Below are 21,914 nucleotides of genomic sequence, written 5' to 3' on the forward strand. Positions count from 1 at the left end.
AGCTCGGAGAAGAGGCTGTTCCGGGGGGAAGGCGATCATCCGTTGTCCGCTGCTGAGCATCAGAGACCGTTCGAAAACCGCCACCTTCTCGTGGTCTCCACCAACTACGCTCCCGAGCTGACGGGCATAGGCCCGTACGCCACGCAGCTCGCCGAGCACTGGGCGGCGTCCGGGGCCAGGACCGAGGTCCTGACGGGTATGCCGCACTACCCCGCCTGGAGCGTGGACGAGCGGTACCGGGGGCTGTGGCGCAAGGAGGAGAACCGTGAGGGGGTGCGCGTGCACCGGCGCAGACACTATGTGCCGCCCCGTCAGACGGCCCTGCGCCGGGCCGCGTTCGAGGCATCCGTCCTCGTCCACGGGATCCTCGCTCCGCCGCCCGGCCGCCCGGACGCGGTGATCTCCCAGATGCCGAGCCTCGCGGGCGGCGTGATCGCCGCCCGGCTGGCGCGCCGTCACCGCGTCCCCCACATACCCGTCGTCCAGGACCTGATGGGCGCCGCCGCCGCGCAGAGCGGCATCCGCGGGGGAGGCAGGGCGGCGGCCGTCGCCGCGAAGGCCGAGCGTCACGCACTGCGCGGAGCCGCCCTCGTCGGCGTCATCCACGAGAGCTTCGTGGACGGCGTCACCGCCCTCGGAGTGGACCCAGGACGCATCCGGGTGGTTCCCAACTGGACTCATGTGCAGCCCCCTTCGGCCGACCGCGCAGCCACCCGCGCCAGGCTGGGCTGGGCCGAGGACACCCCCGTACTGCTGCACTCCGGGAACATGGGCCTCAAGCAGGGGCTCGACGTCCTGGTCGGCCTCGCACGTCTGGCCCCGGACATCCGGGTCGTCCTGATGGGCGACGGCAACCAGCGCGACGGACTGCGCGAGCGGGCCGCGGGCCTGCCCAACCTCGAATTCCTCCCGCCGGCGGGCGCCGACGACTTCACCGATGTGCTCGCCGCCGCCGATGTGCTCGCGGTGACCCAGCGGGCATCCGTACTCGACATGAGCGTGCCGTCCAAGCTCACCTCCTACTTCGTCTCCGGACGCCCCGTCGTCGCCTCGGTGGCCGGTGAGGGCGGCACCGCCGACGAGGTGCGCCGCTCGGGCGCGGGCGTCCTCGTGCGCCCCGAGGACCCGGCCGCGCTCCTCGCCGCCGTACGCCGGCTGGCCGCCGAGCCCGCGGCGGCGGAGGCACTGGGCGCGCACGGGCCGCACTACGTCGCACAGCACCTGAGCAGGGAGGCGGGCCTCGCCCGCTTCGACGCCCTGCTCACCGAGGCACTCGGGGACGCAGGAACCGGCGCCACGCGAACCGGGGACACACGAGGGGGAGCACACCCATGACGCACCAGATCCGTCCCCTGGACGACCAGGACGAACCGGCGTTGCTGCGCGACCAGTTCCGCCAGCTCCTGCGCTACCGGGCGCTGCTCGCCGGCGGCATCGTCGCGGGCCTTCTCGGCGGTGGTCTCCTCGCCCTGAGCGGCGACGACACCTACACGGCCACCGGCGAGGTGCAGGTGCGGTCCGCCACCGCGGATCCCTTCTCCACCGGAGCGTCCGCCGACAAGGGCATCAACATCGGCTCAGAACGGCAGACCGCGGTCAGTGACACCGTGGGCGACCTGGCCGCCGGGACCCTGCTCAAGAAGGGCGACGACGTCACCGCCCGCAAGCTGCTCACCGGCCTCCAGGTCACCAACCCGCCCAACACCCTGACCCTCCGCTTCTCCTACACCGGCGCATCCCCCGAGCAGGCCCGGGTCCGCGCGGAAGCCCTGGCCAACGGCTACCTCGCCCACCGCAAGGCGCGCACCCAGGAAAGCATCGACAACATGGCGAACGGCTACCGCGCCCAGCTCGAACCGCTGGAGGAGAAGCGCGACCTGCTGGAGGAACGGACCGGAGTCGGTGCCGAGGACGACGTCAGCAGCGCACGCGCCAACATCATCGTCTCCATCTCCGAACTGAGCCGGAAGATCTCCGAACTCAAGGCACTCGACACCACCCCCGGCTACCTCAACAAGAAGCCCGTCGCCCCAACCGAGCCCGCGGGCGCCGGTCTCCCGCTGCTCCTGGGGCTCGGCGCGGTCGTCGGCCTCGCCCTCGGACTGCTGCTTTCCTGGGTGCGTCTCGTCTTCGACCCCGCCGTGCGCTCCCCCCGCGAACTCGTCCGCTCCCTCGGGGCACCGCTGCTCGGCACCCTGCCCAGGGAACGCGCCGCCGCCGGCGCCCTGCTCGCCATCGGGCGCAGCGGTTCCCGGCTCGCCGAGGAGTACCGAGCGGTCGCCTTCCGGCTCGCCTACGACCCGTCGTTCGCGGAGAGGCGCCGGCTCCTGGTCACCGCCCCGCGGGGGGACAACGCCGCTGCGGCCGCCGCGGCGGTCAACCTGGCCGCCGCCTTCGCCGAGATGGGCCGCGACGTCCTGCTCGTGGAGGCCGACCTGCGCACCCCCTCGCTGGCCCGTGACCTGGGGCCGGCCGCCCATGAGGTCCGGCCGCCGAGCTGGGCCGCCGACGAGAAGGACCGCAGCTGGCCGGCGGGCGGCCGCTCCAACGTCGACGTGCCGGGGTCCGGGGCGTTCGCGCTGGTGGCGGGGACCATGGCGGACAACGTGCCGCGCGCCCTGACCTCCGCGTCCGTCGGCAGGATCGTCGCCGAGGCCGACCGCCCCGGCGCCGTGGTCATCGTCCTCGCCCCGCCGGTGCTGTCGTACGCCGACGCGGTCGCCCTCGTCGACCGGGTCGAGGGCGTCGTGATCGTCTGTGACCCGCGCGAGGTGCACCGCAGCGACCTGGAACGCATCCGGGAGATCATCGGAGCCTCCGGCGGCTCGGTGCTCGGCGCCCTGCTCCACTCCGGCCGGGGCCGGCTGGGCCGCACCGAACGCCGGACCGAGCCCGGCCGGCGCCGGGGCGGCCGTGGGCCGGGCGCTCCGGCCCTCGAAGCGGACGCGCCGGAGATCACCCGGAATCCGGACGAGACCATGGGGCTGCGCTCCTTCACCCTCCCGGGGGCGCACCGGTGAGAGCCCGGACCGCGATCCTCTGCTCGGTCGCGGACCAGGGCGTGGCCGCGCTCACCAACATCCTGGTGCTCGTGGCCGCGGCCCGGCTCTCCACCCTGGCCGACTTCGCCCGCTTCTCCGCGGTCTACCTCGTCTTCACGGTGCTGCTGGGCGTCTTCGGCGCGTACACCGGGCAGCCGCTGGTCCTCCGGCGCGGCGCGGGCGAGGACACCAGGGGGGCCTGCCGCTCGGCCGTCGTGTTCACCGTCGGGGCCTCGGCCGCTCTCGGCGCTCTGCTCGCCGCCGTCTGCCTGTTCGTCCCGGGTGGCACCGCCCGCGCCCTCGTGATGCTCGGCCTCGTCCTGCCCGTCGTCATGGGACAGGACGCCCTGCGCTACGCCTTCTCCACCCTCCAGCGGCCCCATCTCGCGCTGGGCGCCGACCTGTTGAGGCTGGTCTGCGTCCTCGCCGCGCTGTCCGTGCAGGAGCACGGGGCCGCCCCCGCCCGGCTGATCGCGGTCTGGGGGCTGTCCGCCCTGCCGGCCCTCCTGCTGTCAGCCGTGCTGCTGCACCGCTCGACGGCCGGGACCCCGCTGCTGCTGCGCCCGTTGCTGCGGCGCGGCCACCTGGGGCAGCGGTTCGTCGTCGAGTTCGGTGTCGGCAACGCGACCAGCCAGCTCTCCGTCCTCGGCCTCGGGGCCGTCGGCAACCCGCTCCTGGTCGGTGCCCTGCGCGGGGCGACCACTCTGTTCGGCCCGCTCAACGTGCTGTTCACCTCCGCCACGTCCTTCGGCCCGCCGCTGCTGAGCCGCATCGGCGACGAGCGGCGCCGGACACGGGCCACCGCGGGACTCGCCGCCGTACTCGCCGCCACCGCCGCGCTCTGGGCCACCGCACTGGCCCTGCTGCCCGAGGCGGCGGGACGCGAACTCCTCGGTGAAACCTGGCCGGCGGCCGCCGCCCTGCTCCCGGCGACCGGCAGCCAGTACGCGGCGATGGCCGTGGGCACGTGCGGGCTGCTCGCCCTGCGCGTGCTCGACCCACGCACGACGCTGAGCATCCAGGTGGTCTTCTCGCTCACCGCCGTGGCGTTCATGGCAGGGGGCTACGCCCTCGGCGGGGTCCCCGGAGCCGCCTGGGGCCTGTGCCTCGGATCGGTCTGCAAGGCCGCCGCCACCTGGACCAGGGTGGCCCGGCTGCGCCGCCGCAAGCCGGCGCCCGACGAGACCGTCACCGCCGACGCGCTGCCCTCTGCTCCTTGAACGTGCTGATCAGCAGCAGACACAGCGCGGCGATGGCCAGCTTCCCCGCCGCCTGCAGGAGCGGGCCGCGCAGCAGGATGAAGGTGTATCCGGCGATCAGCGGCGCGGCGATGGCCAGCACGCTCCCGGGGCCGGGTCCCGCCCGGGTGACGGCCAGCGCGTACCGGCGGTCGGTGCGCGCCACCGAGTAACCGATCAGTGCGAGCCCGCCGATCACCCCGGAGGCGCCGAAGTCGACCCAGAACTCGGTCCACAGCGGGGCCGAGAGGTTGGTCATCCGCAGCCCCATCCACTGCCCGACCCGGACCCCGGTGTCCTCCGGCTTCCCGCTCCACACCGCGCGCGGCACGAAGAACAGTGCGGAGCCCGTCAGTTGGCGGCCGTAGGTGTGGCCCCGGGTGTCGACCCACGAGATGGTGTTGGCGAACATCACCATCTGGTCGTAGTCCTTGGTCACCAGCGGCTCGAAGACCGAGGCCGACTGTGCGGGCCGCTGTGCTTCGTCGTCGTACCGGAACTTGTCGGCGTACGGGAACACCACCAGTGCCCCCACCACCCCCGTCGCCAGCACCATGCGGTAGATCGCCGCACTGCTCGGGAACGCGGTGAACACGAAGGCCATCAGCACCGTCAGGAACCAGTAACGGGCGTTGGAGACCGGATTGTTCACCACAAGGTTCAGCGCCACCAGTGCCACCCACACGAGCGCCGTCGACGGGGTGCGCCGGGCCCGGTAGGAGGTTGCCAGACGGCGGGTGTAGAAGAGCAGCGCCAGCAGTGCCGGGACCTGGCCGAAGCCTTTGATGAACGCCGAGCCGACATTGGACCCTTCCGAGACCACCCCGCTCGCCGCGACGGTCTCGTTGATCTCCTGCCGGCTGGAGAAGAAGACCGAGGGCCCGCCCAGCTTCATCACGTAGAACGCGCTCGCCGCGAACGCCAGCAGCACCAGCAGTCGCAGCCGCAGCGGATGGGCCACGGCCGGTCCTCCGCCCGGGCTCCGCGCGGAGGGCGTACGGCGCCGCAGCGGGCGCCGAGAGGCCAGCAGCGCCCCCAGGTCGAAGGCGGCACACCCCACCAGGACCATCGCGATGGCCGTGATCAGGTCCTGGCGCGGTCCCACCATCGGCGTCGGCGTCTGCCCGATCACCACCTGGGCGAACGGCGCCACGCCCATCGCGATGTACACGAACATCCAGAAGACGCCCTGGAGCAGCCGCCGCCGGGTGGAGAGGATCATCGTCGCCAGCCGGGCCCCCGCATAGCAGGTCAGCACCAACTGGAGCCAGTACGCGGTGTCCCGGACCCCGCTGCCGGGCTGGGCGGCGATCACCGCGGGCAGGAAGCACACCAGGCCGAGGATGAGCGGCACGGACAGGGCCCGCGACAGCATCGACCAGACGATCGGCCGCTCGGGCGGCTCCGGGACGCCACCTTGGGCCCGTGCCCACTCCGGACGCGCGACCGCGCGGGCGGCCCCCTCCTGCGCCGATGTGTGCACCGACGTCATGCGCCCCCCCGGGATCAGTGAACCGCTGAACACTCTAACGAATCAGCCCACTTGAGGGGGCGCGATGACTACCCTGTGAATTATTGGCCGCAGTCGAGGGGAACTCTGGTGAAAGTCCTGCACGTTGTCACGCTCCACACCCCGGACCATGCCTTCGGCGGGCCGACCCGGGTGGCGTTCAACCTCTCCAAGGTCCAGCGGGCGAACGGCGACGACGCACGCGTCATGGCCCTCGGCGACGGCTTCCCCGGCGGTGTACTGCCGAGCCACGTGGAGGGAGTTCCCGTCCACCTCTTCCAGGCGCGGCACCTGCTCCCGATGTTCGAGGTCAGTGGCATCACCTCCGCCGCGCTGCTGCGCACCGCACGCCGCATGATGCGCGGCGCCGACCTCGTGCACGTCCATCTGATGCGGGACCTGGTGACCCTGCCGGCGGCGCTCCTCGCGCTCGCGACCCGCACACCCCTTGTCGTCCAGACCCACGGCATGATCGACCCCACCGAGAAGAAGGTCGCCCAGCTCACCGACGTCCTCGGGGTCCGCAAGGTGCTGCGCGAGGCCGACGCCGTCCTGCACCTCACCGAGATGGAGCGGGTCGACGTGAACGCCGTCGCCGCCCCCGTACCGCTCACCCGTACCGTACGGCTGGTCAACGGTGTTCGCCCGCAGGAGCGCAAGCCCGCCCGCGACCCCGGCCGCCCCCCGACCGTGCTGTACCTCGCCCGCATCCAGGAGCGCAAGCGGCCCGAGGACTTCGTCGCCGCGATGCCGCACGTCCTCGCCCGCCACCCGGACGCCCGCTTCGTGCTGGCCGGCCCGGACACCGGCGCGCTGGCCGGCACCCTCGCCCTCGCCCGGAAGCTGGGCGTCACGGACTCCCTCGACCATGTGGGCCCGCTGGAGCACGACGAGGTCCTCGCCGCCGGGCGCGAGGCCGATGTGTACGTACTGCCGGCGATCGAGGAGCCGTTCCCGGTCTCGGTCCTGGAGGCGATGTCGGTCGGCACTCCGGTCGTCATCACCCGCACCTGCGGGCAGGGCCCCGATGTGTCGGGGGCCGGTGCGGGCCGGGTCATCGACAGCCGGGTCGGCGAGGACGCGGCCAACGCCCGTAAGGTCGCCGACGCGATCCTGGAGCTGCTGGAGCCGGAGGCCGCCGAGCAGGCGGGCAAGGCCGCCTGGCAGCTGGTCAACGACCAGTTCACCATCGAGGCCGTCACCGCCACCCTCCGGCGGACCTACGAGGACGTGGTCCGCCGGAGGCGAGGGTGAGGGATCGGCCCGTCAACGTACGGGTTTCTCGCGGGACTTGAGAGCGATCTGCCAGCGGTAGAAGCTCATCGCCAGTGCGAAGTCGAATCCGGCGCGGCCGTCCAGGAAGCCCCGCCGGTAGACGTACATGTAGGCGAAGGACACCAGCGGCTTGAACGGCGCCTTGTGGAAGAGCTGCCCCTGACGGGACTTCACCTTCCGCACCTGCTCCTTGACGTCGGGGTGGTGTTCCAGCCACGCCTCCCAGTCCGAGTACCGGTTGTGCCGCTCGAACCAGGCGGTGACGGGGTCGAGGTCCTGGTGCTCGATGGGGTTGCTCAGCGCCTCGGCCGTCGCCGCGACCGGCTGGTAGTGCCCCTCGACCTCACCGATGCCGGGGGCCGCGAGATCGCCGACCTCCGGGTAGTAGCACCTGGTCCGGTCGGTCAGGGACCGCTTGCGGATGGTGTAGCCGTGCCGCAGCCGCTTCCCGGAGAACCAGTAGCCCAGCGGTATGTCGTACGCCGCCGGCTTCGGGCTGTCCCGGTCGGCGAAGATCCTCCGCAGCTCCGCCAGCAGCCCTGGGCTGAGCCGCTCGTCACCGTCGAGCAGCAGGATCCAGTCCAGGTCCGTGCGGACGTTCTCCAGGCACCACTGCTTCTTGCGCGGATGTCCTCCGTCCCAGGTGTACGTGACCACTTCGGCCCCGCACTCCCCGGCGATCTTCGCCGTGTCGTCGGTGCTGTGGGAGTCCACCACGACGACCGCCTCGAAGTGGCCCAGGACCGACTTCACCGCCTCGGCGATGTTCAGTCCCTCGTTCTTCGTGGGGATCGCGACGGCGATGGGCAGCTTGGTCATCCGTTGTCTCCTTGAGGCAGCCAGGCGTAGCAGCCTGTGGAGGTGAAGGTGCGGGCGGATTCCGGGACGGTGATCTCCACTGCCTTGCCGGTGGCGGAGGAGCCCGAGTCGAGCTCCTTGCCGCCGGCCCCGGTCAGCTGCCAGCCGCACGCCTTGGTGGGGGAGGCGGCCGTGTACCGTCCCGGCCTGACCTTCGCGCCCTCGTGCGTGCCGTCGGCGTAACCGAGCGCCGCCTCGTCGACGAGGCCCTGGTGCTGGGGGCAGAGGTGGGCCACGGCCGGTTTCGCGTCCGGGACCTCGCCGGAGACGATCGCGCCGACGGCGATGTCCCGGTCGGCTTTGACCAGGTAGCGGAGCCTGTCACAGGTCTCCTGGCCCGTCTGGAGCACTGCGGCCGGGTCCATCCCCTTGGGTACGCGGTCGGTCAGGTACTCCTTCTGCTTCTTGGTGAAGGACCCCGTGGCCGGGGTGATGTCCCCGGCGGGTGCCTTCGGTGTGCTGCCGGACTTCTGAGGGCTCGGGGCCGTAGTGCCGGCCGCGGGACCGGTTACGGAGGGCGCGGGGGAGGCCGCGACGGACGGCTTGCCGCCTGCCTCGGCCTTCTTGCCCCCGTCGCCCGGCCCGTCGGCGGAGCCGCAGGCGGCCAGCACCGCCGTCGCGAGGGCGACGGCGGCACCGGTCAGGAACGGATGTCTCATTCACCCGTCCTCAGGGCGTAGTGCGCGCTGACCTGGGAAGCGCTCAGGGCGGTCGGATACACGGCGGTCTCGTCGATCTGACCGGCGAAGAAGTTGCTGGTCGGGCGATTGGCCCAGTTGCTCAGGTTGTCCCCGCCCACCCTCCAGTAGCCGGGGTAGCTCTCGCTGCCCGTGAAGAGGAGATTCGACGCGCGCAGCTGCCCGTCGACGTACAGCCTCATGCCGCCGGTGCCCTGGGTGGCTACGACATGGTGCCAGGCGCCGTCGTTGTAGGCACCGGTCGTGGTCACCGTGCGCCGTCCGCCGCTGCTGACACCGAAGACCAGCCGCCCGTCGTTGGCCATGTACACGTGCTTGTCGAAGCGGGTGCTGTTCTGCATGGTCAGATTGCCGAACCCGATGATCCTGCCGCCCCGGGTGGTGGTGGTCCTGATCCAGGTCTCCACGGAGAAGCGGGTGGGCTGCGGGTGCAGCTTGTTGCTGTACGCGTACTCGGTGGCGCCGTCGAAACCGATGGCCGTCGAGTCGCCCGCGATCGCGGCAGGAGTCTGCCGGTAGGCGGGCGAGTTGCGCAGGAAGCCGTTGTTCATCCCACCGGTGGTGTCCGCCGCGAAGGTGGAGGTGCCCTCGTCGTAGCGCCAGTAGAGCGAGGCGCCGTCGGACAGCACCCGCGCCGGATAGGCCTGCGTCGAGGCGGCCACGGTCGCCGACTGCGCGGGGGACTTGGCGCTGGTGTTGGTGCCGTCGCTCGCGGTGATGCGGTACGAGTGCGTCTCGCCCACCGCCACGTCGGTGTCGGTCCACTTCAGCTGCGGGCGGTCCCAGAAGAGCGAGTAACCCGTCACGGTGTGCACGGGTGTGCTCGCGCCGTCCTTGTAGATCCGGTAGGTCAGCTCACCGTCGTCGGTGTCGAAGCTTGTCTGCCAGTTGACGTCGATCCGCCCCGGCGCGACGGTCGAGAGACTGACGTTGGGCACCCACGGCGCCCCGGTGTCCGGGCCGTCGGCGAACCGGGTAAGACCCTGCTGGCCGGCGCCGTTGACGGTGGTGAACTCCCCGCCGACCCAGAGGTAGTGGTGGCCGCCCTTGTCGGTCTGCGCCATCACCCGCGGCCCCACCGGCTCACCGATGCCGTCGTTCGTGTCGGGGAACCAGGGCAGGAGCGTCGGGTCGTCGACGGACTGGGCCAGCAGGTGCTTGCGCGGCTGGTCGGGGAACCCGCCCATGCTGGCGCAGTCGTGGGCGTGGCTGCCGCTGTACAGCACGCCCGAGTGGACCAGGACGGCCTGGGTGGCGCCCAGGCAGGTGTCCCGCCAGCGCTGCTGGTAGTCGTCGAGGTCGATGGCGATCCGGCCGTCGAACACCCCGCCGCCCGTACCCTCGTTGGCGGTGTACAGCCCGGTCGCGTCCGTCGTGAGGTCCTGCACCGTCGAGGTGTTGGGGATGAAGCCGGGGTAGCTCTTCGTCAGCGCGCCCGTGGTGGCGTCCACCACGGCCAGGGCGTGCGAGGTGGTGCCGTTGACGGTGAAGAAGTCACCGCCGAGTGCCACGTGCTGCCCGTCGGGAGTCACCTGGACGGCCCGCGCCACCTCGTCCGCGTTGGCTGTCCACGGCAACAGGTCGGCGCCCGTGGTGACCGCGGCGAACTTGTTTCGCGTCTGGCCGCCCACACTGTTGAAGTCACCGGCCAGGTAGACGGTGTCCGCGGTGACGTCCAGGGCACGTACCGTCGCCGAGACGGAGATCTTGAAGTCCTGGCGGGGCGTGCAGGTGGCGGTGTCGACGGCCGTGATGTTGCTGACACCCACCCCGTTCACCGCGCCGAACTGCCCGCCGGCGTACAGGGTTTCGCCGTCGGGCGAGAGAGCCAGCGCCCGTACGGTGGCGGTCCCCGATGAGAGGGTGAACGACAGGCTGCACCCCGTCGGTGCGCCCGTCGCCGCATCGAACGCCGCGAAGTTCACCGCGGGCTGTTCGGAGGTGCCCGCCGCCGCGTCCGGCGGCCGGACGGTGGAGAAGGTGCCGCCGGCGTAGACGACCCCGGCCGTCGCGGCCATGGACCAGACGATGCCGTTGGTCTGCCAGGTGGTGAGGTCGTCCGCGGTGATCGACACCGGAGGTGTCAGCGCCGCCGCCGGGGAGGCCCCTGCCGCTGTCGCGGTCAGGGCTCCGGCGAACAGGCAGAGCGCGGCGGACGCGGCCCGCACGCGGCCGCTCCCCCCATGTCTCCGCCCAGTGCTTCCGTTCATCATTCATCTCCGAAGGTGAGGACGAGCTGCGGCCGGCAGGCCGCGGTTGCCTCGCTCGGCCAGATGCGGAGACTGTCCGTCCCGCTGCTGGTCAGGGCGAGTGAGAAGATGGAGCCGAGGGCCCCGTCGAGTGCGGACGCGTTCAGCTCCGCCGAGTATCCGGTGGAGACCGAGGCCGCGCCGGTGATGGTCCCCAGCACTGACGTGGAGAGCGCCGGCCGGGTGTTGTGGGTGACCGCCGATTCGGTCCACGTACCGGTGACCGGCACGATGCTGTGGCTGTCGGCCGACCCCGCCGTGGAATCCGACGAGGTACGGAAGGTGAGCCGCGCGCTCCTGAGCACCTGGCCGGCCGGAGCCGGCGGCAGCGTGAAGCGCAGAGAGCCCAGATGGGCCGTGGTGCCCCGCGAGGCGAGCCCGGCGGGCGCACCGGTGGCCGCGTCGAACGCGGCGAAGTTCACCGCGGAGGTCGTGTTGCTCCCGGCGGGCGAGCCGGCCGGCCGGATGCCCGTCAAGGTGCCGCCCGCGTAGACCACCCCGTCCGCCTCGGCGAGCGCCCGGACGATGCCGTTGGTCTGGCACGTGGACAGGGCGTCGGCGGTGAAGCCGACCGGAGGGGTGAGCGCGGCCGCCGGGGGAGCGGTGACCGAGGCCGCGCCGAGCGCCCCCGCGGCCACGGCGAGGACCGACGCGGACACGCCGGCCCGGGTGCGTCTGAGACGTCCTGGCCCGCTCAACGGTCCACCCGGACCGCGGACCCCGTGAGCTGGTCACTCAGCAGTCTGATGTCCGCGTCCACCATGATCCGGGCCAGCTCCCGCGACTTCACCTCCGGCTTCCAGCCGAGTAGTTCCTCCGCCTTGGACGCGTCCCCGATCAGCGCGTCCACCTCACTGGGGCGCTCGTACTTCGGGTCGTAGCGGACGTGCTCCGCCCAGTCCAGTCCCGCGTGCTCGAAGGCGTACTCGAGGAACTGCCGGACACTGACCCCCTCGCCGGTGGCCACCACGTAGTCGTCGGGGGTGTCGCACTGGAGCATCCGCCACATCGCCTCCACGTACTCGGGGGCGTATCCCCAGTCGCGTACGGCGTCCAGGTTGCCCAGGTGCAGCCGGTCCTGGAGGCCCGCCTTGATCCTGGCCACCCCGCGGGTGATCTTGCGGGTCACGAAGGTCTCTCCCCGGCGCGGGGACTCATGGTTGAAAAGGATGCCGTTGGTGGCGAACATCCCGTAAGCCTCACGGTAGTTGACCGTTGCCCAGTACGAGTAGACCTTGGCCACGCTGTACGGGCTGCGCGGGTGGAAGGGGGTCTTCTCGTTCTGCGGGGGCGGGCTCGCGCCGAACATCTCGGACGACGAGGCCTGGTAGACGCGGGTGTCGATCCCGCTGGCACGGACCGCCTCCAGCAGCCGGACGGTGCCCAGGCCGGTGACGTCACCCGTGTACAGGGGCGCGTCGAAGGACACCCGGACGTGGGACTGGGCGCCCAGGTTGTACACCTCGTCGGGCTGTATGTCGCGCAGCAGGTTCACCAGCGCCACACCGTCGGAGAGATCGGCGTGATGGAGCACGAAGGAGCGGTTCGCCTCTTCGGGCCCCTGGTAGATGTGGTCGATGCGCTCCGTGTTGAAGCTCGACGAACGCCGGATCAGCCCGTGGACCGTGTACCCCTTCTCGAGCAGCAGCTCCGACAGGTACGAACCGTCCTGGCCGGTCACGCCGGTGATGAGTGCGGTCTTCGCCATGACTCCCCCTTCTGTGGTCGCCCTTGGGGCGGTTTGTGTCACCGAAATTTCAGGATCTGAGTGGAATAGGGCAAAGACTCACCCGGGTACCGGGCGGCTGGCAGAATCCGAGCCATGACGACTGACACCCCCGGCCCGGCCCGGGAATCCGCCCGCCCCCTGCTGCGCCCGGGAGCCCGCATATTCGTCGCGGGCCACCGCGGTCTGGTCGGTTCGGCCCTGGTGCGCCGCCTCACCGCCGACGGCTACGAGGTGATCACCCGCGGCCGTGACGAACTCGATCTGCGCGAAGCCGCACCGACCGAGGCGTTCCTGCGTGAAGCCCGCCCGGACGCCGTCGTGCTGGCAGCCGCCAAGGTGGGCGGGATTATGGCCAACAGCACACGTCCGGTGGAGTTCCTGGAGGACAACCTCCGCATCCAGCTCGCCGTGATCGCCGGTGCGCACGCCGCCGGGATCCAGCGGCTGCTCTTCCTCGGCTCGTCGTGCATCTACCCCAAGCACGCCGCGCAGCCGATCCGTGAGGACGCGCTGCTGACGGGCCCCCTGGAGCCGACCAACGAGGCCTACGCGCTGGCCAAGATCGCCGGAATCGTGCAGATCCAGTCCTACCGCCGGCAGTACGGTGCCGCGTACATCAGTGCCATGCCCACCAACCTCTACGGCCCCGGGGACAACTTCGACCTGGAGACCTCGCACGTACTGCCCGCCCTGATCCGCCGCTTCCACGAGGCGAAGCGGGACGGCGCGGACGAGGTCACCCTGTGGGGGTCCGGCAGCCCCCGCCGTGAGTTCCTCCATGTCGACGACCTCGCCGCCGCGTGTGTGCTGCTGCTGCAGTCCTACGACGGGGACGAGCCCGTCAACGTCGGATGCGGCGAGGACCTCACCATCCGCGAACTCGCCGAAACTGTCCGTGATGTGACGGAGTACCAGGGCCGCATCGTCTGGGACACCTCGAAGCCCGACGGCACTCCGCGCAAGCTCCTCGACGTGTCCCGGCTCTCCTCCTTCGGCTTCAAGCCCCGGATCGGTCTGCGGGACGGCGTAGCCCGCACCTACGCTTGGTGGCTGGGCAGCCAGGCCACCCGCGGCTGACCGCCCGGCCGGGCGGCCGCGGTACGTCCTGAACCCGTGCACGCGGCCCTCCTCGTGTCCCCCCACCACGTCTCAGTACGCCCCGCGGCCGTCGGTGACCGCGCGCACCGTCCGGGCCAGCAGTCCCATGTCGCCGGTCACCGACCAGTTGTCGACGTACCAGAGGTCAAGCGACACCGTCTCCTGCCAGGACAGGTCCGAACGTCCGCTGACCTGCCACAGGCCGGTGAGGCCCGGACGTACCGCCAGCCGCCGCAGCTCCCTCTCGTCGTAGCGCGAGACCTCCTCCGGGAGCGGTGGACGTGGTCCTACCAGGGACATGTCACCCCGCAGCACGTTGAGGAGCTGGGGGAGCTCGTCCACGGACGTCCGGCGCAGGGCGTGTCCCACGCGGGTCACCCGGGGATCGCGGCGCATCTTGAACAACGGGCCCTCGCTCTCGTTCGCCGCCGAGAGCTGCTCCTTGCGGGACTCCGCGTCCGCCACCATCGTGCGGAACTTCCACATGACGAACGGCCTGTTGTGGAGCCCGTGGCGGGTCTGGCGGTGGAACACCGGGCCGGGTGACGAGAGCCGTACCGCGAGGGCCACCCCGAAGAGCAGGGGCGCGAGCGCCAGCAGCCCGAGGGCGGCGCAGGCCCGGTCCACGACGGTCTTGAGCACGGCCTGCGGGCCGCGCCGCAGCGGTGGTGCGACGTGCAGCAGCGTCAGCCCGGCCGCGGAGACCGGCCGCACCCGGGGCGCCGCGACCCCCGACAGGTCCGAGAGCACGCAGAGGGCCAGCCCGCCGTCGTGCAGGCCCCACGCCAGCCGGCGCAGCCGGTCCTGGCCGAGCTGCGGGCCGGGCGCGACGAGCACCAGATCCGCGTCGTGGGCGAAGGCGCTGCCGAGCACCGTGGTCACATCGTCGTCGGCGGGTTCGGGCGCCAGCCGCCCCGGCACCGGCGTCCCGCAGTCCGGTACCACCGGACCCACCGGGACCACGGCCACCGCCGAGTAGGGGTGGTCCTTGCGGGAGTTGAGCAGCTTCACCGCCCGGTCCAGGCCCGCTGCCTCGCCGACCACCAGGACCCGGCGAGCCCCCCGCCGCCCCGCGGTCCGCAGCAGCCGGCAGGCTGCCCCGGCGAGGACCGCCAGGGCCAGGCCGGGGACCAGAGCCGCGACGGCGGTCGCCGGGTCGATGCCCCCGCCCGTCACTGCCAGCAGTACGGCAAGCAGCCCGACGAGTACCAGCCAGTCGCCGCAGGAGGCGTGGGCCGCCCCTGTGGCCTCCCCCGGTAACGGACGCGCGTACCGTCCGCGCGCCGCGCGCACACCGGCCCACACCAGCGCCGCGGCCGCCGCGGCGGCCCACGGCCCCGGCTGACCGCCGGCCCGCAGCACGAGCCAGGCGGGAACTCCCAGGCCCAGCAGATCCGTCAGTACGAGGAACGGCACCCGCGGATCGGGCTTCTTCCTCGCCCGCGGCCGCTCGGTGTGGTCGCGCTCAACGGTCTTCGGTGCTCTCCACACACGCTCCGGAGCCACCGTGCGGTTCCGGGACCCGGCGGTACGCGGTCGTGGTGCCCCCGCGAGCCCGACAGGCCCGGATATATCCGATTCAGGTATTTCGACATGCCCCATGAACCCCCCAGCCACAGTCGCATCCCCCACAAACGGGGCGCATCCGCCGATCCCATGGACTGACGGATGCGCCCTCGCTCGTGCACGATATCCACACACGTGCCATTTCGCTGGAGTTCTCGTGAAGTTCAGACACGGCGGACGGCGTGATCCGCGTCGCACCGCCCGGGCGCTCGCACAGGGGCCGCAGGGGTGGCCGACCTGTGCCGTGTATCGAAACCAGATCAGCCGGCCGGCCCAATGCGAGGCACGCGGACTTTCTCCAGCACGGGCTCGAACTGCGGCGGGTTCGGTGTACCGGGGTCGCCGGGCCCCAGTGCGACGGGTCCCGGGGGCGGGGGCCGTCGCCCGGGGTACGGCTGGCTCGGCGGGCCCGCCGAGCAGCGCGGCGCCCCCGGAGAGCATCGAGAGTTCCAGGAGTTGTCTGCGTGTGAGTCGCAGCAATGGGGACACCGACCTTCCCGTCCGGCCCATCGCTGATCGCCTTGTCGGCACCCAGCCTGGGTGTGCTCGCTGGCGGGACGTTGGAGTCAAGCTGGTACGGGCGGCAACGTGCCTGTCGGAAGGGGCGGTTCGAGGGGCGGGGGGACTGTCCAGGTGACGGATCGAGGACTGGTCCGAGACCGTCAGGGAGGCTGACAAAGACGTCATTAACGCTTCTAAGCTCGAAGAAGTCAAGAGCGCAGAGCATCTGGCTTTCCCTCAGCCTGCCCCGGTGCCAAGCCGACCGGGCGCGGGCCATGCCCCCTGATCCGACCCTGAACTCCGTCGGGAGAACCCATGATCCACACCCGCGGGCTCACCCGCAGCTTCCGCGCCAGAGGAGAGACCGTCGAGGCTGTGCGCGGCCTGGACCTCGACATCGAAGCCGGTTCCGTCGTCGCCTTCCTCGGCCCGAACGGCGCCGGGAAGACCACCAGCCTGCGCATGCTGACCACCCTGCTGCCGCCGACCTCCGGCACCGCCGTCGTCGCCGGCCACGACGTGATGACCGACCCGTCCGGAGTCCGCCACCGCATCGGCTACCTCGGCCAGGGCAACAGCGCCGGCAGCAACTTCCGGGTCAGCGAAGAACTGATCACCCAGGGCCGCGCATACGGCCTGAGCCGCGCGAAGTCCCGCACCCGGGCCGAGCGCCTGCTCACCGCGTTCGAACTGGATGGCTTGACCAGGCGGACTGTCGGCACCCTCTCGGGGGGCCAGCGCCGCCGCCTGGACATCGCGATGGCCCTGGTCCACGAGCCGGCCCTGCTCTTCCTCGACGAGCCGACGACCGGACTCGACCCGCACAGCCGCGCCGACATCTGGACCCACGTGCTGCGGCTGCACAAGGAACTCGGCACCACGATCGTCTTCACCACCCACTACCTGGAGGAGGCCGACCTGTGGGCCCGCCGGGTGATGGTGGTCGACCACGGCCGGGTGATCGCCGACGACTCCCCCGAGAAACTCAAGGCCGGCCTGGCGGGCGACCGCATCACCCTGGGGACCGCCGACCGCGCCGACGCCGAACGGGCCGTCGAGCTGGCCCGCGCCCTGCCCATCGTCCACGAGGTCACCGCCGACGGCACGGAGGTGCGGATCCGCACCCCCCACGGGGACACACAACTCCCGGTGCTGCTGCGGAACCTGGAGGCAGCCGGGGTACGGGCGCTGACCGCCCGGCTCACCCGCCCCACCCTCGACGACGTATTCCTCAGCCTCACCGGGCGCACCCTGCGAGAGAGAGCCGACGCCGCCGCCCCGATCACCACGCACGACGGAGCCTGACCATGAAGGTACTCAACGACACCCGCACCGCGTTCGCCCGCGAGCTGGGGCCCGAGCTGCGCCAGCCGGCCGGACTCCTTTTCACGATGCTCCTCCCCTTCCTCTTCCTCGCTCTCTTCGCCCCGCTGCTCTCCGCCGCGGGCCCGGCGGGCGGGGGCACGGGAACAAGCTCCTCCTGGCAGTGGTTCGTGCCGGGCATGCTCGTCCTGCTTGCCCTCTCCGCCACCGCAGGGGCCGGGGCCTCGCTGCTCAACGAGATGTTTTCGGGGGCCTTCGAACGGATGCTCGTGACCCCGCTCAACCGGGTGGCCATGCTCGTCGGGCGGACGCTGAAGGAGGTCGTGATCCTGCTGACGCAGGCCCTGCTGATCCTGGTCCTGCTGCTGCCGACCGGCTTCCGGCTCCACCCGCTCGGCGCGCTCGCGGGTCTGGCCCTGCTCACCGTCTTCGGGGTGGGGATCGGCGCCCTCTCCTTCGCCCTGGCGCTCCACTCCCGCAAGCAGCAGACCCTGTTCTACGGTGTGCAGCAGATGATCTTCTTCCCACTACTGCTGCTCTCCGGCGTCCTGCTGCCGATCACCCAGGCCTCGGCGCCCACCTGGCTCTACGTGCTGAGCCGGATCAACCCGGCCACCTACGTCGTCGAGGCCGAACGCGCGCTGTTCGACGGCAGGTTCGCCGAAACGAGCGTGCTGTACGGGCTCCTCGCGGCGACGGCCATCGCGGTGCTCGGGGTATTTGCGGGCATCCGCGGTATGCGCAACGCCTCCGTGTGAGCCCGCCGGACGCAGTCCGAGTCCGCCCACCACCGTCAGCATCCGAACACATCAAGACACACCTGGACGCATCAGAAGGCATCTGTACGCGAAGGAGCACCGAGCCGTGACAGCAGAAGCCCTACCTGGCGGCCCCCGCCCCCGGTCCCGGTCCCGCACCGTGGACGTCTGGTTCGATCCCGCCTGCCCGTACACCTGGCTGACCGCCCGCTGGCTGCGGGAGGCCGCCCGGGTCCGGCCCCTGGATCTGCGCTGGCAACTGATGAGCCTGACCCTCCTCAATGATGGCCGGGAGGACGACCCCGAGAGCGACCCCGACGGGTACCTGAGGATCCCGGTGCGGATCGGCACCGCCGTCCGCCACCACCACGGACAGGAGGCCCTGGGCCGCTTCCACGCCTCCCTCTGGTCCGACCTCGATCCCCCTGGGGAGCACGGCAGGACCGCGAGGAAGTGGATCAACGACCCGGCCCTCGCCCTGGCCCACGCGGGCTTGCCGCCGGAGCTGTTGGCGGCCGGCGGATCAACCGCCTACGACGAGGAGCTGCGGGCCTCGCACGCGGAGGCCCTGGAGCTGCTCGGCCCCCGGCCCGGCACACCAGTGGTGGCCGTCGGGGAGCCCTCGGGGCCCTCCCGTCCGCCGCTGGCCTTCTACGGGCCCGTCATTTCCCGAGTGCCGAGGGGCGAGGACGCCGGGCGGCTGTGGGACGGGACGCTCCTCGTAGCCGGGACCCCCGGGTTCCACGCGCTCAAGGGACGGCCCGCCGACCCGGACCCGGACATGACCGGACCGGACGTCGATCCGGCGTGACCGGGCCCGCGCGGGCGGGGCTCGCGGAGGCTTCCGGCCTCCCGGGGGCAGTAGTTGCCGAGGCCGCCGAGGCGGACATCGCCGACATGGCGGTGGCGGCGCTCCTCCAGGACGGGCACGCGGGGAAGGCGTACTCCTTCTCCGGCCCGGAGTCCCTGCCAAGGCCGAGCAGGTCCGCGTCCTCGCCGCGCGCGGAGCGGACCCGGTTGGCGGGGGCGGCCCTGACGTGCCCGCCCGAGCGGCTGACGCCCTGCCGGCTGCGGACAATGATGCGGCAGGTGCTGGACGACCCGTCGTTCGCGCGGCGGCGGCCCGGGTCCGCGGCGAGATGCTCCGGACGCCGTCTCCCGCGGAAGTCGTCCCTGTCCTGGAACAACTGGTCAACGACCTCTGGACCGGGCTTCCCCGAGACGCATGACATACCGTCGGAGCGGACAGGACCACGGTCTCCGACGGTCGAGGTGACACCGCCTTGAGGACACACATCCCATATCTCCTGGCAGTGGCGAGCACCGTCGCGACCCACAGGGTTGACGAGCGGCTGGCTGCGTACGACCTGACAGTGCGCCAGTACGGACTGCTGACGATGCTCTCCCTGGAACCCGAGCTTACGATGGCGGAACTGGCACGGCAGTTGGGCATAGCCCGGCAGTCGGTGCACCAGCTGATCAACGACCTCGTCGAAGCCGGGCACGTGCGCCGCCGTCCGGGCGCAGACGACCGCTCGCGCCGGCTGGAGATCACCGACACCGCGCAGTATTTGCTGACCCGGATCGCCGGGCCCCTGGGGCGGGTCGAGGCGGAACTCCTCGGCGACCTCGCTCCTGAGGAGGCGGAGGCCCTGCGCGGTCTCCTCCAGCGCGTCGTGGCCCACATCACCGACGACGAGGCATGGCTGCCCGTCCGTTGACCGCGTACCAACGGGAGTCGAGGCCCCGTCGAGGGCCGGCACCTAGGTGTATTGACCCGAAGCGTTGTTGACTCGGCTGATCGGGGGCTGGCCTCCGAGTGCGGTGCGGCAGCGGTCGTGGTTGCAGGTGTGGAGCAAGTCTGCCAGGAATGCGGTGTGTTCGGCGTTGGTGGTGCAGGGCCGCAGGTAGGCCCGCTCCTCCAGCAGGGTGCGGTTGAAGCGTTCGGCCTTGCCGTTGGTCTTCGGTCGGTAGGGGCGGGTGCACTTGTGGGCGATGCCGTCTGCGGTTGGGGCTTGGGTGAAGAGTTTGGGCTTGTAGTAGGTGCCGTCGTCGGCCAGGACCCGTTCGACGGTGATGCCGTGGCCGGTGAAGATGCTCTGGGCGCGCTGCTCGGTCCGCCTAGCATGAGGGTATGGAACCGCTTTCCGAGGAACAGACCGGCCGGCTCGTCGCGATCGTGATGGATCTGGCCAGGCAGGGCCGTGCGCAGGAGCTGCTGGAGTTCTTCGACCACGGGCTGCCGGTCGACGTCCAGGACCAGGAGGGCAACACGGCCCTCATGCTCGCCGCGTACCACGGGCACACGGAGACGGTGCGGGCGCTCGTCGGACGCGGCGCCGATGTCGACCGGCGCAACGGCCGGGACCAGTCGCCTGTCGCGGGTGCACTGTTCAAGGGGGAGGACGCGATCGTCGCGATGCTGATCGAGGCGGGCGCGGACCTCGAAGCGGGGACGCCGAGTGCGCGGGCCACGGCCGAGATGTTCGGGAGGACGGCACTGCTCGAATAGCCGGGCCGGGCCTCACCGCACCACAAGGGCCCCGGGCGGCTTCGCGTCGCCCGGGGCCCCTCACATGTGACCGTCGATCAGGCCTGCTTGGCGGCCTGCAGGGCCTCGATGGCCTTGCGGACACCCTCGCCGTAGGCCGGGTCGGCCTGCGTGCAGTGGCCGATGTGGCGCTCGATGGTGGCCTGGGAGGCACCGTCGATGGCCCGGGCGGTGTTGCCGAACAGGGCGTCCTGCTCCTCCGGCGTCATCCCCCGGAACAGGTTCCCCGGCTGCTCGAAGTAGTTGTCGTCGTCCTCGCGGTAGTCGAACCGGTCGGCCGCGGCACCGTCGAGCGCCAGGCCCGGCTCGGCGAACTGCGGCTGCTCCGCCCAGCGGCCGTAGCTGTTCGGGGTGTAGCCGGGCACGGCGCCCTGGTTGCCGTCCACGCGCAGCTGGCCGTCACGGTGGTAGGTGTTCACGTTCTTCGCGCCGCGGGGCTGGTTCACCGGGATCTGGTGGTGGTTGACACCCACGCGGTAGCGGGCGGCGTCACCGTACGAGAAGAGCCGGCCCTGCAGCATGCGGTCGGGCGAGGCGCCCACGCCGGGAACGAGGTTGGCCGGGGTGAAGGCGGCCTGCTCCACGTCGGCGAAGTAGTTCTCCGGGTTGCGGTTGAGTTCGAACTCGCCGACCTCGATGAGCGGGTAGTCCTTCTTGGACCAGACCTTGGTGAGGTCGAACGGGTGGTAGCGGTACGTCGCCGCGTCCGCCTCCGGCATGACCTGGATGTAGAAGGTCCACTTCGGGTGGTCGCCGCGCTCGATGGCGTCGAACAGGTCCGCCTGCGAGGACTCGCGGTCGTCGGCGACGACCGCGGCGGCCTCCGCGTCGGTCAGGTTCTTGATGCCCTGCTGCGTACGGAAGTGGAACTTCACCCAGAAACGCTCGTTGCTCTCGTTGATGAACGAGTAGGTGTGCGAGCCGAAGCCGTGCATGTGGCGGTAGCCGTCGGGGATGCCGCGGTCCGACATCACGATGGTGATCTGGTGCAGGGCCTCGGGAAGGTTGGTCCAGAAGTCCCAGTTGTTCTCCGCCGAGCGCAGGTTGGTGCGCGGGTCGCGCTTCACGGCGCGGTTCAGGTCGGGGAAGTGGTGGGGGTCGCGGTGGAAGAACACCGGCGTGTTGTTGCCGACGACGTCCCAGTTGCCCTCCTCGGTGTAGAAGCGGAGGGCGAAACCGCGGATGTCGCGCTCCGCGTCCGCCGCGCCGCGCTCACCGGCGACGGTCGAGAACCGGGCGAAGAGCTCGGTCTCCTTGCCGACCTCGGAGAAGAGCGCGGCCCTGGAGTAGCGGGTGATGTCCTGCGTCACCTTGAAGGTGCCGAAGGCGCCGGATCCCTTGGCGTGCATACGGCGCTCAGGGATGACCTCGCGGCTGAAGTGCGCCAGCTTCTCCAGGAACCAGACGTCCTGGAGAAGCATCGGGCCGCGCGGGCCGGCCGTGACGGCGTTCTCGTTGTTCGCGACCGGCGCGCCGGCGGCAGTGGTCAGCGGCTTCGTGTTGTCAGAAATTTTCCTGC

18 protein-coding genes and 1 pseudogene are annotated in these 21,914 nt (G+C 71.3%); 10 read left to right on the forward strand and 9 right to left on the reverse strand.

The annotated features are described in order from the left end of the window. The first annotated feature begins 90 nt into the window (after positions 1 to 90). Genes BFF76_RS01635 through BFF76_RS01645 form a run of 3 tightly spaced genes read left to right on the forward strand, consistent with a single transcriptional unit; the run spans position 91 to position 4,261 of the window. Positions 91 to 1,335, forward strand: coding sequence for a glycosyltransferase (locus BFF76_RS01635; RefSeq protein ID WP_065846820.1), 1,245 nt, complete (start codon positions 91 to 93; stop codon positions 1,333 to 1,335). Continuing rightward, complete coding sequence (locus BFF76_RS01640; protein WP_031098080.1) at positions 1,332 to 3,020, forward strand: hypothetical protein; 1,689 nt, start codon at positions 1,332 to 1,334, stop codon at positions 3,018 to 3,020. The genes BFF76_RS01635 and BFF76_RS01640 overlap by 4 nt, the downstream gene beginning before the upstream one ends. Next, entirely contained in the window at positions 3,017 to 4,261 is a 1,245-nt protein-coding gene (locus tag BFF76_RS01645; protein WP_065846822.1) for an MATE family efflux transporter, read from the forward strand. Before BFF76_RS01640 ends, BFF76_RS01645 begins: the two co-directional genes overlap by 4 nt. Here BFF76_RS01645 and BFF76_RS01650 read toward each other — a convergent pair. Beyond that, entirely contained in the window at positions 4,230 to 5,771 is a 1,542-nt protein-coding gene (locus BFF76_RS01650) for a hypothetical protein (protein WP_031098077.1), read from the reverse strand. The two genes, BFF76_RS01645 and BFF76_RS01650, sit on opposite strands and share 32 nt — an antisense overlap. Positions 5,772 to 5,879: 108 nt before the next feature. Between BFF76_RS01650 and BFF76_RS01655 the strand changes: the two genes are divergently transcribed. Continuing rightward, complete coding sequence (locus tag BFF76_RS01655; RefSeq protein WP_031098076.1) at positions 5,880 to 7,043, forward strand: glycosyltransferase; 1,164 nt, start codon at positions 5,880 to 5,882, stop codon at positions 7,041 to 7,043. A gap of 12 nt (positions 7,044 to 7,055) precedes the next feature. On the opposite strand, the gene BFF76_RS01660 is transcribed toward BFF76_RS01655, so the two are convergent. Genes BFF76_RS01660 through gmd form a run of 5 tightly spaced genes read right to left on the reverse strand, consistent with a single transcriptional unit; the run spans position 7,056 to position 12,577 of the window. Continuing rightward, positions 7,056 to 7,883: a glycosyltransferase family 2 protein gene (locus BFF76_RS01660; protein WP_053931146.1), complete on the reverse strand. Its 828-nt coding sequence runs from the start codon at positions 7,881 to 7,883 to the stop codon at positions 7,056 to 7,058. After that, on the reverse strand, positions 7,880 to 8,581 hold the full coding sequence (locus BFF76_RS01665; protein WP_053931147.1) for a hypothetical protein: 702 nt from the start codon (positions 8,579 to 8,581) through the stop codon (positions 7,880 to 7,882). The genes BFF76_RS01660 and BFF76_RS01665 overlap by 4 nt, the downstream gene beginning before the upstream one ends. Continuing rightward, entirely contained in the window at positions 8,578 to 10,833 is a 2,256-nt protein-coding gene (locus BFF76_RS01670; RefSeq protein WP_065846824.1) for a LamG domain-containing protein, read from the reverse strand. The genes BFF76_RS01665 and BFF76_RS01670 overlap by 4 nt, the downstream gene beginning before the upstream one ends. Continuing rightward, positions 10,830 to 11,528: a DNRLRE domain-containing protein gene (locus BFF76_RS32615; RefSeq protein WP_065846826.1), complete on the reverse strand. Its 699-nt coding sequence runs from the start codon at positions 11,526 to 11,528 to the stop codon at positions 10,830 to 10,832. Before BFF76_RS32615 ends, BFF76_RS01670 begins: the two co-directional genes overlap by 4 nt. A gap of 35 nt (positions 11,529 to 11,563) precedes the next feature. Next, complete coding sequence (gmd, locus tag BFF76_RS01680) at positions 11,564 to 12,577, reverse strand: GDP-mannose 4,6-dehydratase (protein WP_031098066.1); 1,014 nt, start codon at positions 12,575 to 12,577, stop codon at positions 11,564 to 11,566. A 114-nt stretch (positions 12,578 to 12,691) separates the two neighbouring features. On the opposite strand from gmd, the gene BFF76_RS01685 reads away from it, so the two are divergent. Further along, positions 12,692 to 13,675 (forward strand): GDP-L-fucose synthase family protein, encoded by a 984-nt coding sequence (locus BFF76_RS01685; RefSeq protein WP_065846828.1) that lies wholly within the window; start codon positions 12,692 to 12,694, stop codon positions 13,673 to 13,675. 72 nt (positions 13,676 to 13,747) lie between these two features. Here the strand turns inward: BFF76_RS01685 and BFF76_RS01690 are convergent, their stop codons facing one another. Then, positions 13,748 to 15,298, reverse strand: a complete 1,551-nt coding sequence (locus BFF76_RS01690) for an exopolysaccharide biosynthesis polyprenyl glycosylphosphotransferase (protein ID WP_051834732.1) — start codon at positions 15,296 to 15,298, stop codon at positions 13,748 to 13,750. Positions 15,299 to 16,078: 780 nt separating this feature from the next. Between BFF76_RS01690 and BFF76_RS01695 the strand changes: the two genes are divergently transcribed. The 4 genes from BFF76_RS01695 (at position 16,079) to BFF76_RS01715 (ending at position 19,565) form a co-directional block, all read left to right on the forward strand. Continuing rightward, complete coding sequence (locus BFF76_RS01695) at positions 16,079 to 17,068, forward strand: ATP-binding cassette domain-containing protein (protein ID WP_065846830.1); 990 nt, start codon at positions 16,079 to 16,081, stop codon at positions 17,066 to 17,068. 2 nt (positions 17,069 to 17,070) lie between these two features. Continuing rightward, positions 17,071 to 17,844: an ABC transporter permease gene (locus tag BFF76_RS01700; RefSeq protein WP_065846832.1), complete on the forward strand. Its 774-nt coding sequence runs from the start codon at positions 17,071 to 17,073 to the stop codon at positions 17,842 to 17,844. 106 nt (positions 17,845 to 17,950) lie between these two features. Then, entirely contained in the window at positions 17,951 to 18,655 is a 705-nt protein-coding gene (locus BFF76_RS01705) for a DsbA family protein (RefSeq protein WP_053931151.1), read from the forward strand. Between the two features lie 472 nt (positions 18,656 to 19,127). Beyond that, positions 19,128 to 19,565: a MarR family winged helix-turn-helix transcriptional regulator gene (locus tag BFF76_RS01715; RefSeq protein ID WP_031098053.1), complete on the forward strand. Its 438-nt coding sequence runs from the start codon at positions 19,128 to 19,130 to the stop codon at positions 19,563 to 19,565. 42 nt (positions 19,566 to 19,607) lie between these two features. On the opposite strand, the pseudogene BFF76_RS32045 reads toward BFF76_RS01715, so the two are convergent. Further along, positions 19,608 to 19,955: pseudogene (locus tag BFF76_RS32045) on the reverse strand (integrase core domain-containing protein); the annotation flags it as partial. Between the two features lie 23 nt (positions 19,956 to 19,978). Here BFF76_RS32045 and BFF76_RS01720 point away from each other — a divergent pair. Continuing rightward, the gene (locus BFF76_RS01720; RefSeq protein ID WP_031098051.1) at positions 19,979 to 20,356 is read left to right on the forward strand and encodes an ankyrin repeat domain-containing protein; all 378 of its coding nucleotides are present in this window, start codon (positions 19,979 to 19,981) and stop codon (positions 20,354 to 20,356) included. A gap of 77 nt (positions 20,357 to 20,433) precedes the next feature. Here BFF76_RS01720 and BFF76_RS01725 read toward each other — a convergent pair whose 3' ends face one another. Beyond that, positions 20,434 to 21,906, reverse strand: coding sequence for a catalase (locus BFF76_RS01725; RefSeq protein WP_031098049.1), 1,473 nt, complete (start codon positions 21,904 to 21,906; stop codon positions 20,434 to 20,436). Between the last annotated feature and the right edge of the window lie 8 nt (positions 21,907 to 21,914).

The organism is Streptomyces mutomycini (assembly GCF_001700505.1).
Taxonomy (GTDB): Bacteria; Actinomycetota; Actinomycetes; order Streptomycetales; family Streptomycetaceae; genus Streptomyces; species Streptomyces mutomycini.

Excerpts from the sequence above, each read along its gene's own strand:
- BFF76_RS01665 (WP_053931147.1), bottom strand. The coding sequence starts at position 8,581 with ATGAGACATCCGTTCCTGACCGGTGCCGCCGTCGCCCTCGCGACGGCG.
- BFF76_RS01650 (WP_031098077.1), bottom strand. The coding sequence starts at position 5,771 with ATGACGTCGGTGCACACATCGGCGCAGGAGGGGGCCGCCCGCGCGGTC.
- BFF76_RS01690 (WP_051834732.1), bottom strand. The coding sequence starts at position 15,298 with ATGGGGCATGTCGAAATACCTGAATCGGATATATCCGGGCCTGTCGGG.
- BFF76_RS01670 (WP_065846824.1), bottom strand. The coding sequence starts at position 10,833 with ATGATGAACGGAAGCACTGGGCGGAGACATGGGGGGAGCGGCCGCGTG.
- BFF76_RS01700 (WP_065846832.1), top strand. The coding sequence starts at position 17,071 with ATGAAGGTACTCAACGACACCCGCACCGCGTTCGCCCGCGAGCTGGGG.
- BFF76_RS01685 (WP_065846828.1), top strand. The coding sequence starts at position 12,692 with ATGACGACTGACACCCCCGGCCCGGCCCGGGAATCCGCCCGCCCCCTG.
- BFF76_RS01640 (WP_031098080.1), top strand. The coding sequence starts at position 1,332 with ATGACGCACCAGATCCGTCCCCTGGACGACCAGGACGAACCGGCGTTG.
- BFF76_RS01695 (WP_065846830.1), top strand. The coding sequence starts at position 16,079 with ATGATCCACACCCGCGGGCTCACCCGCAGCTTCCGCGCCAGAGGAGAG.
- BFF76_RS01720 (WP_031098051.1), top strand. The coding sequence starts at position 19,979 with ATGGAACCGCTTTCCGAGGAACAGACCGGCCGGCTCGTCGCGATCGTG.
- BFF76_RS01660 (WP_053931146.1), bottom strand. The coding sequence starts at position 7,883 with ATGACCAAGCTGCCCATCGCCGTCGCGATCCCCACGAAGAACGAGGGA.
- gmd (WP_031098066.1), bottom strand. The coding sequence starts at position 12,577 with ATGGCGAAGACCGCACTCATCACCGGCGTGACCGGCCAGGACGGTTCG.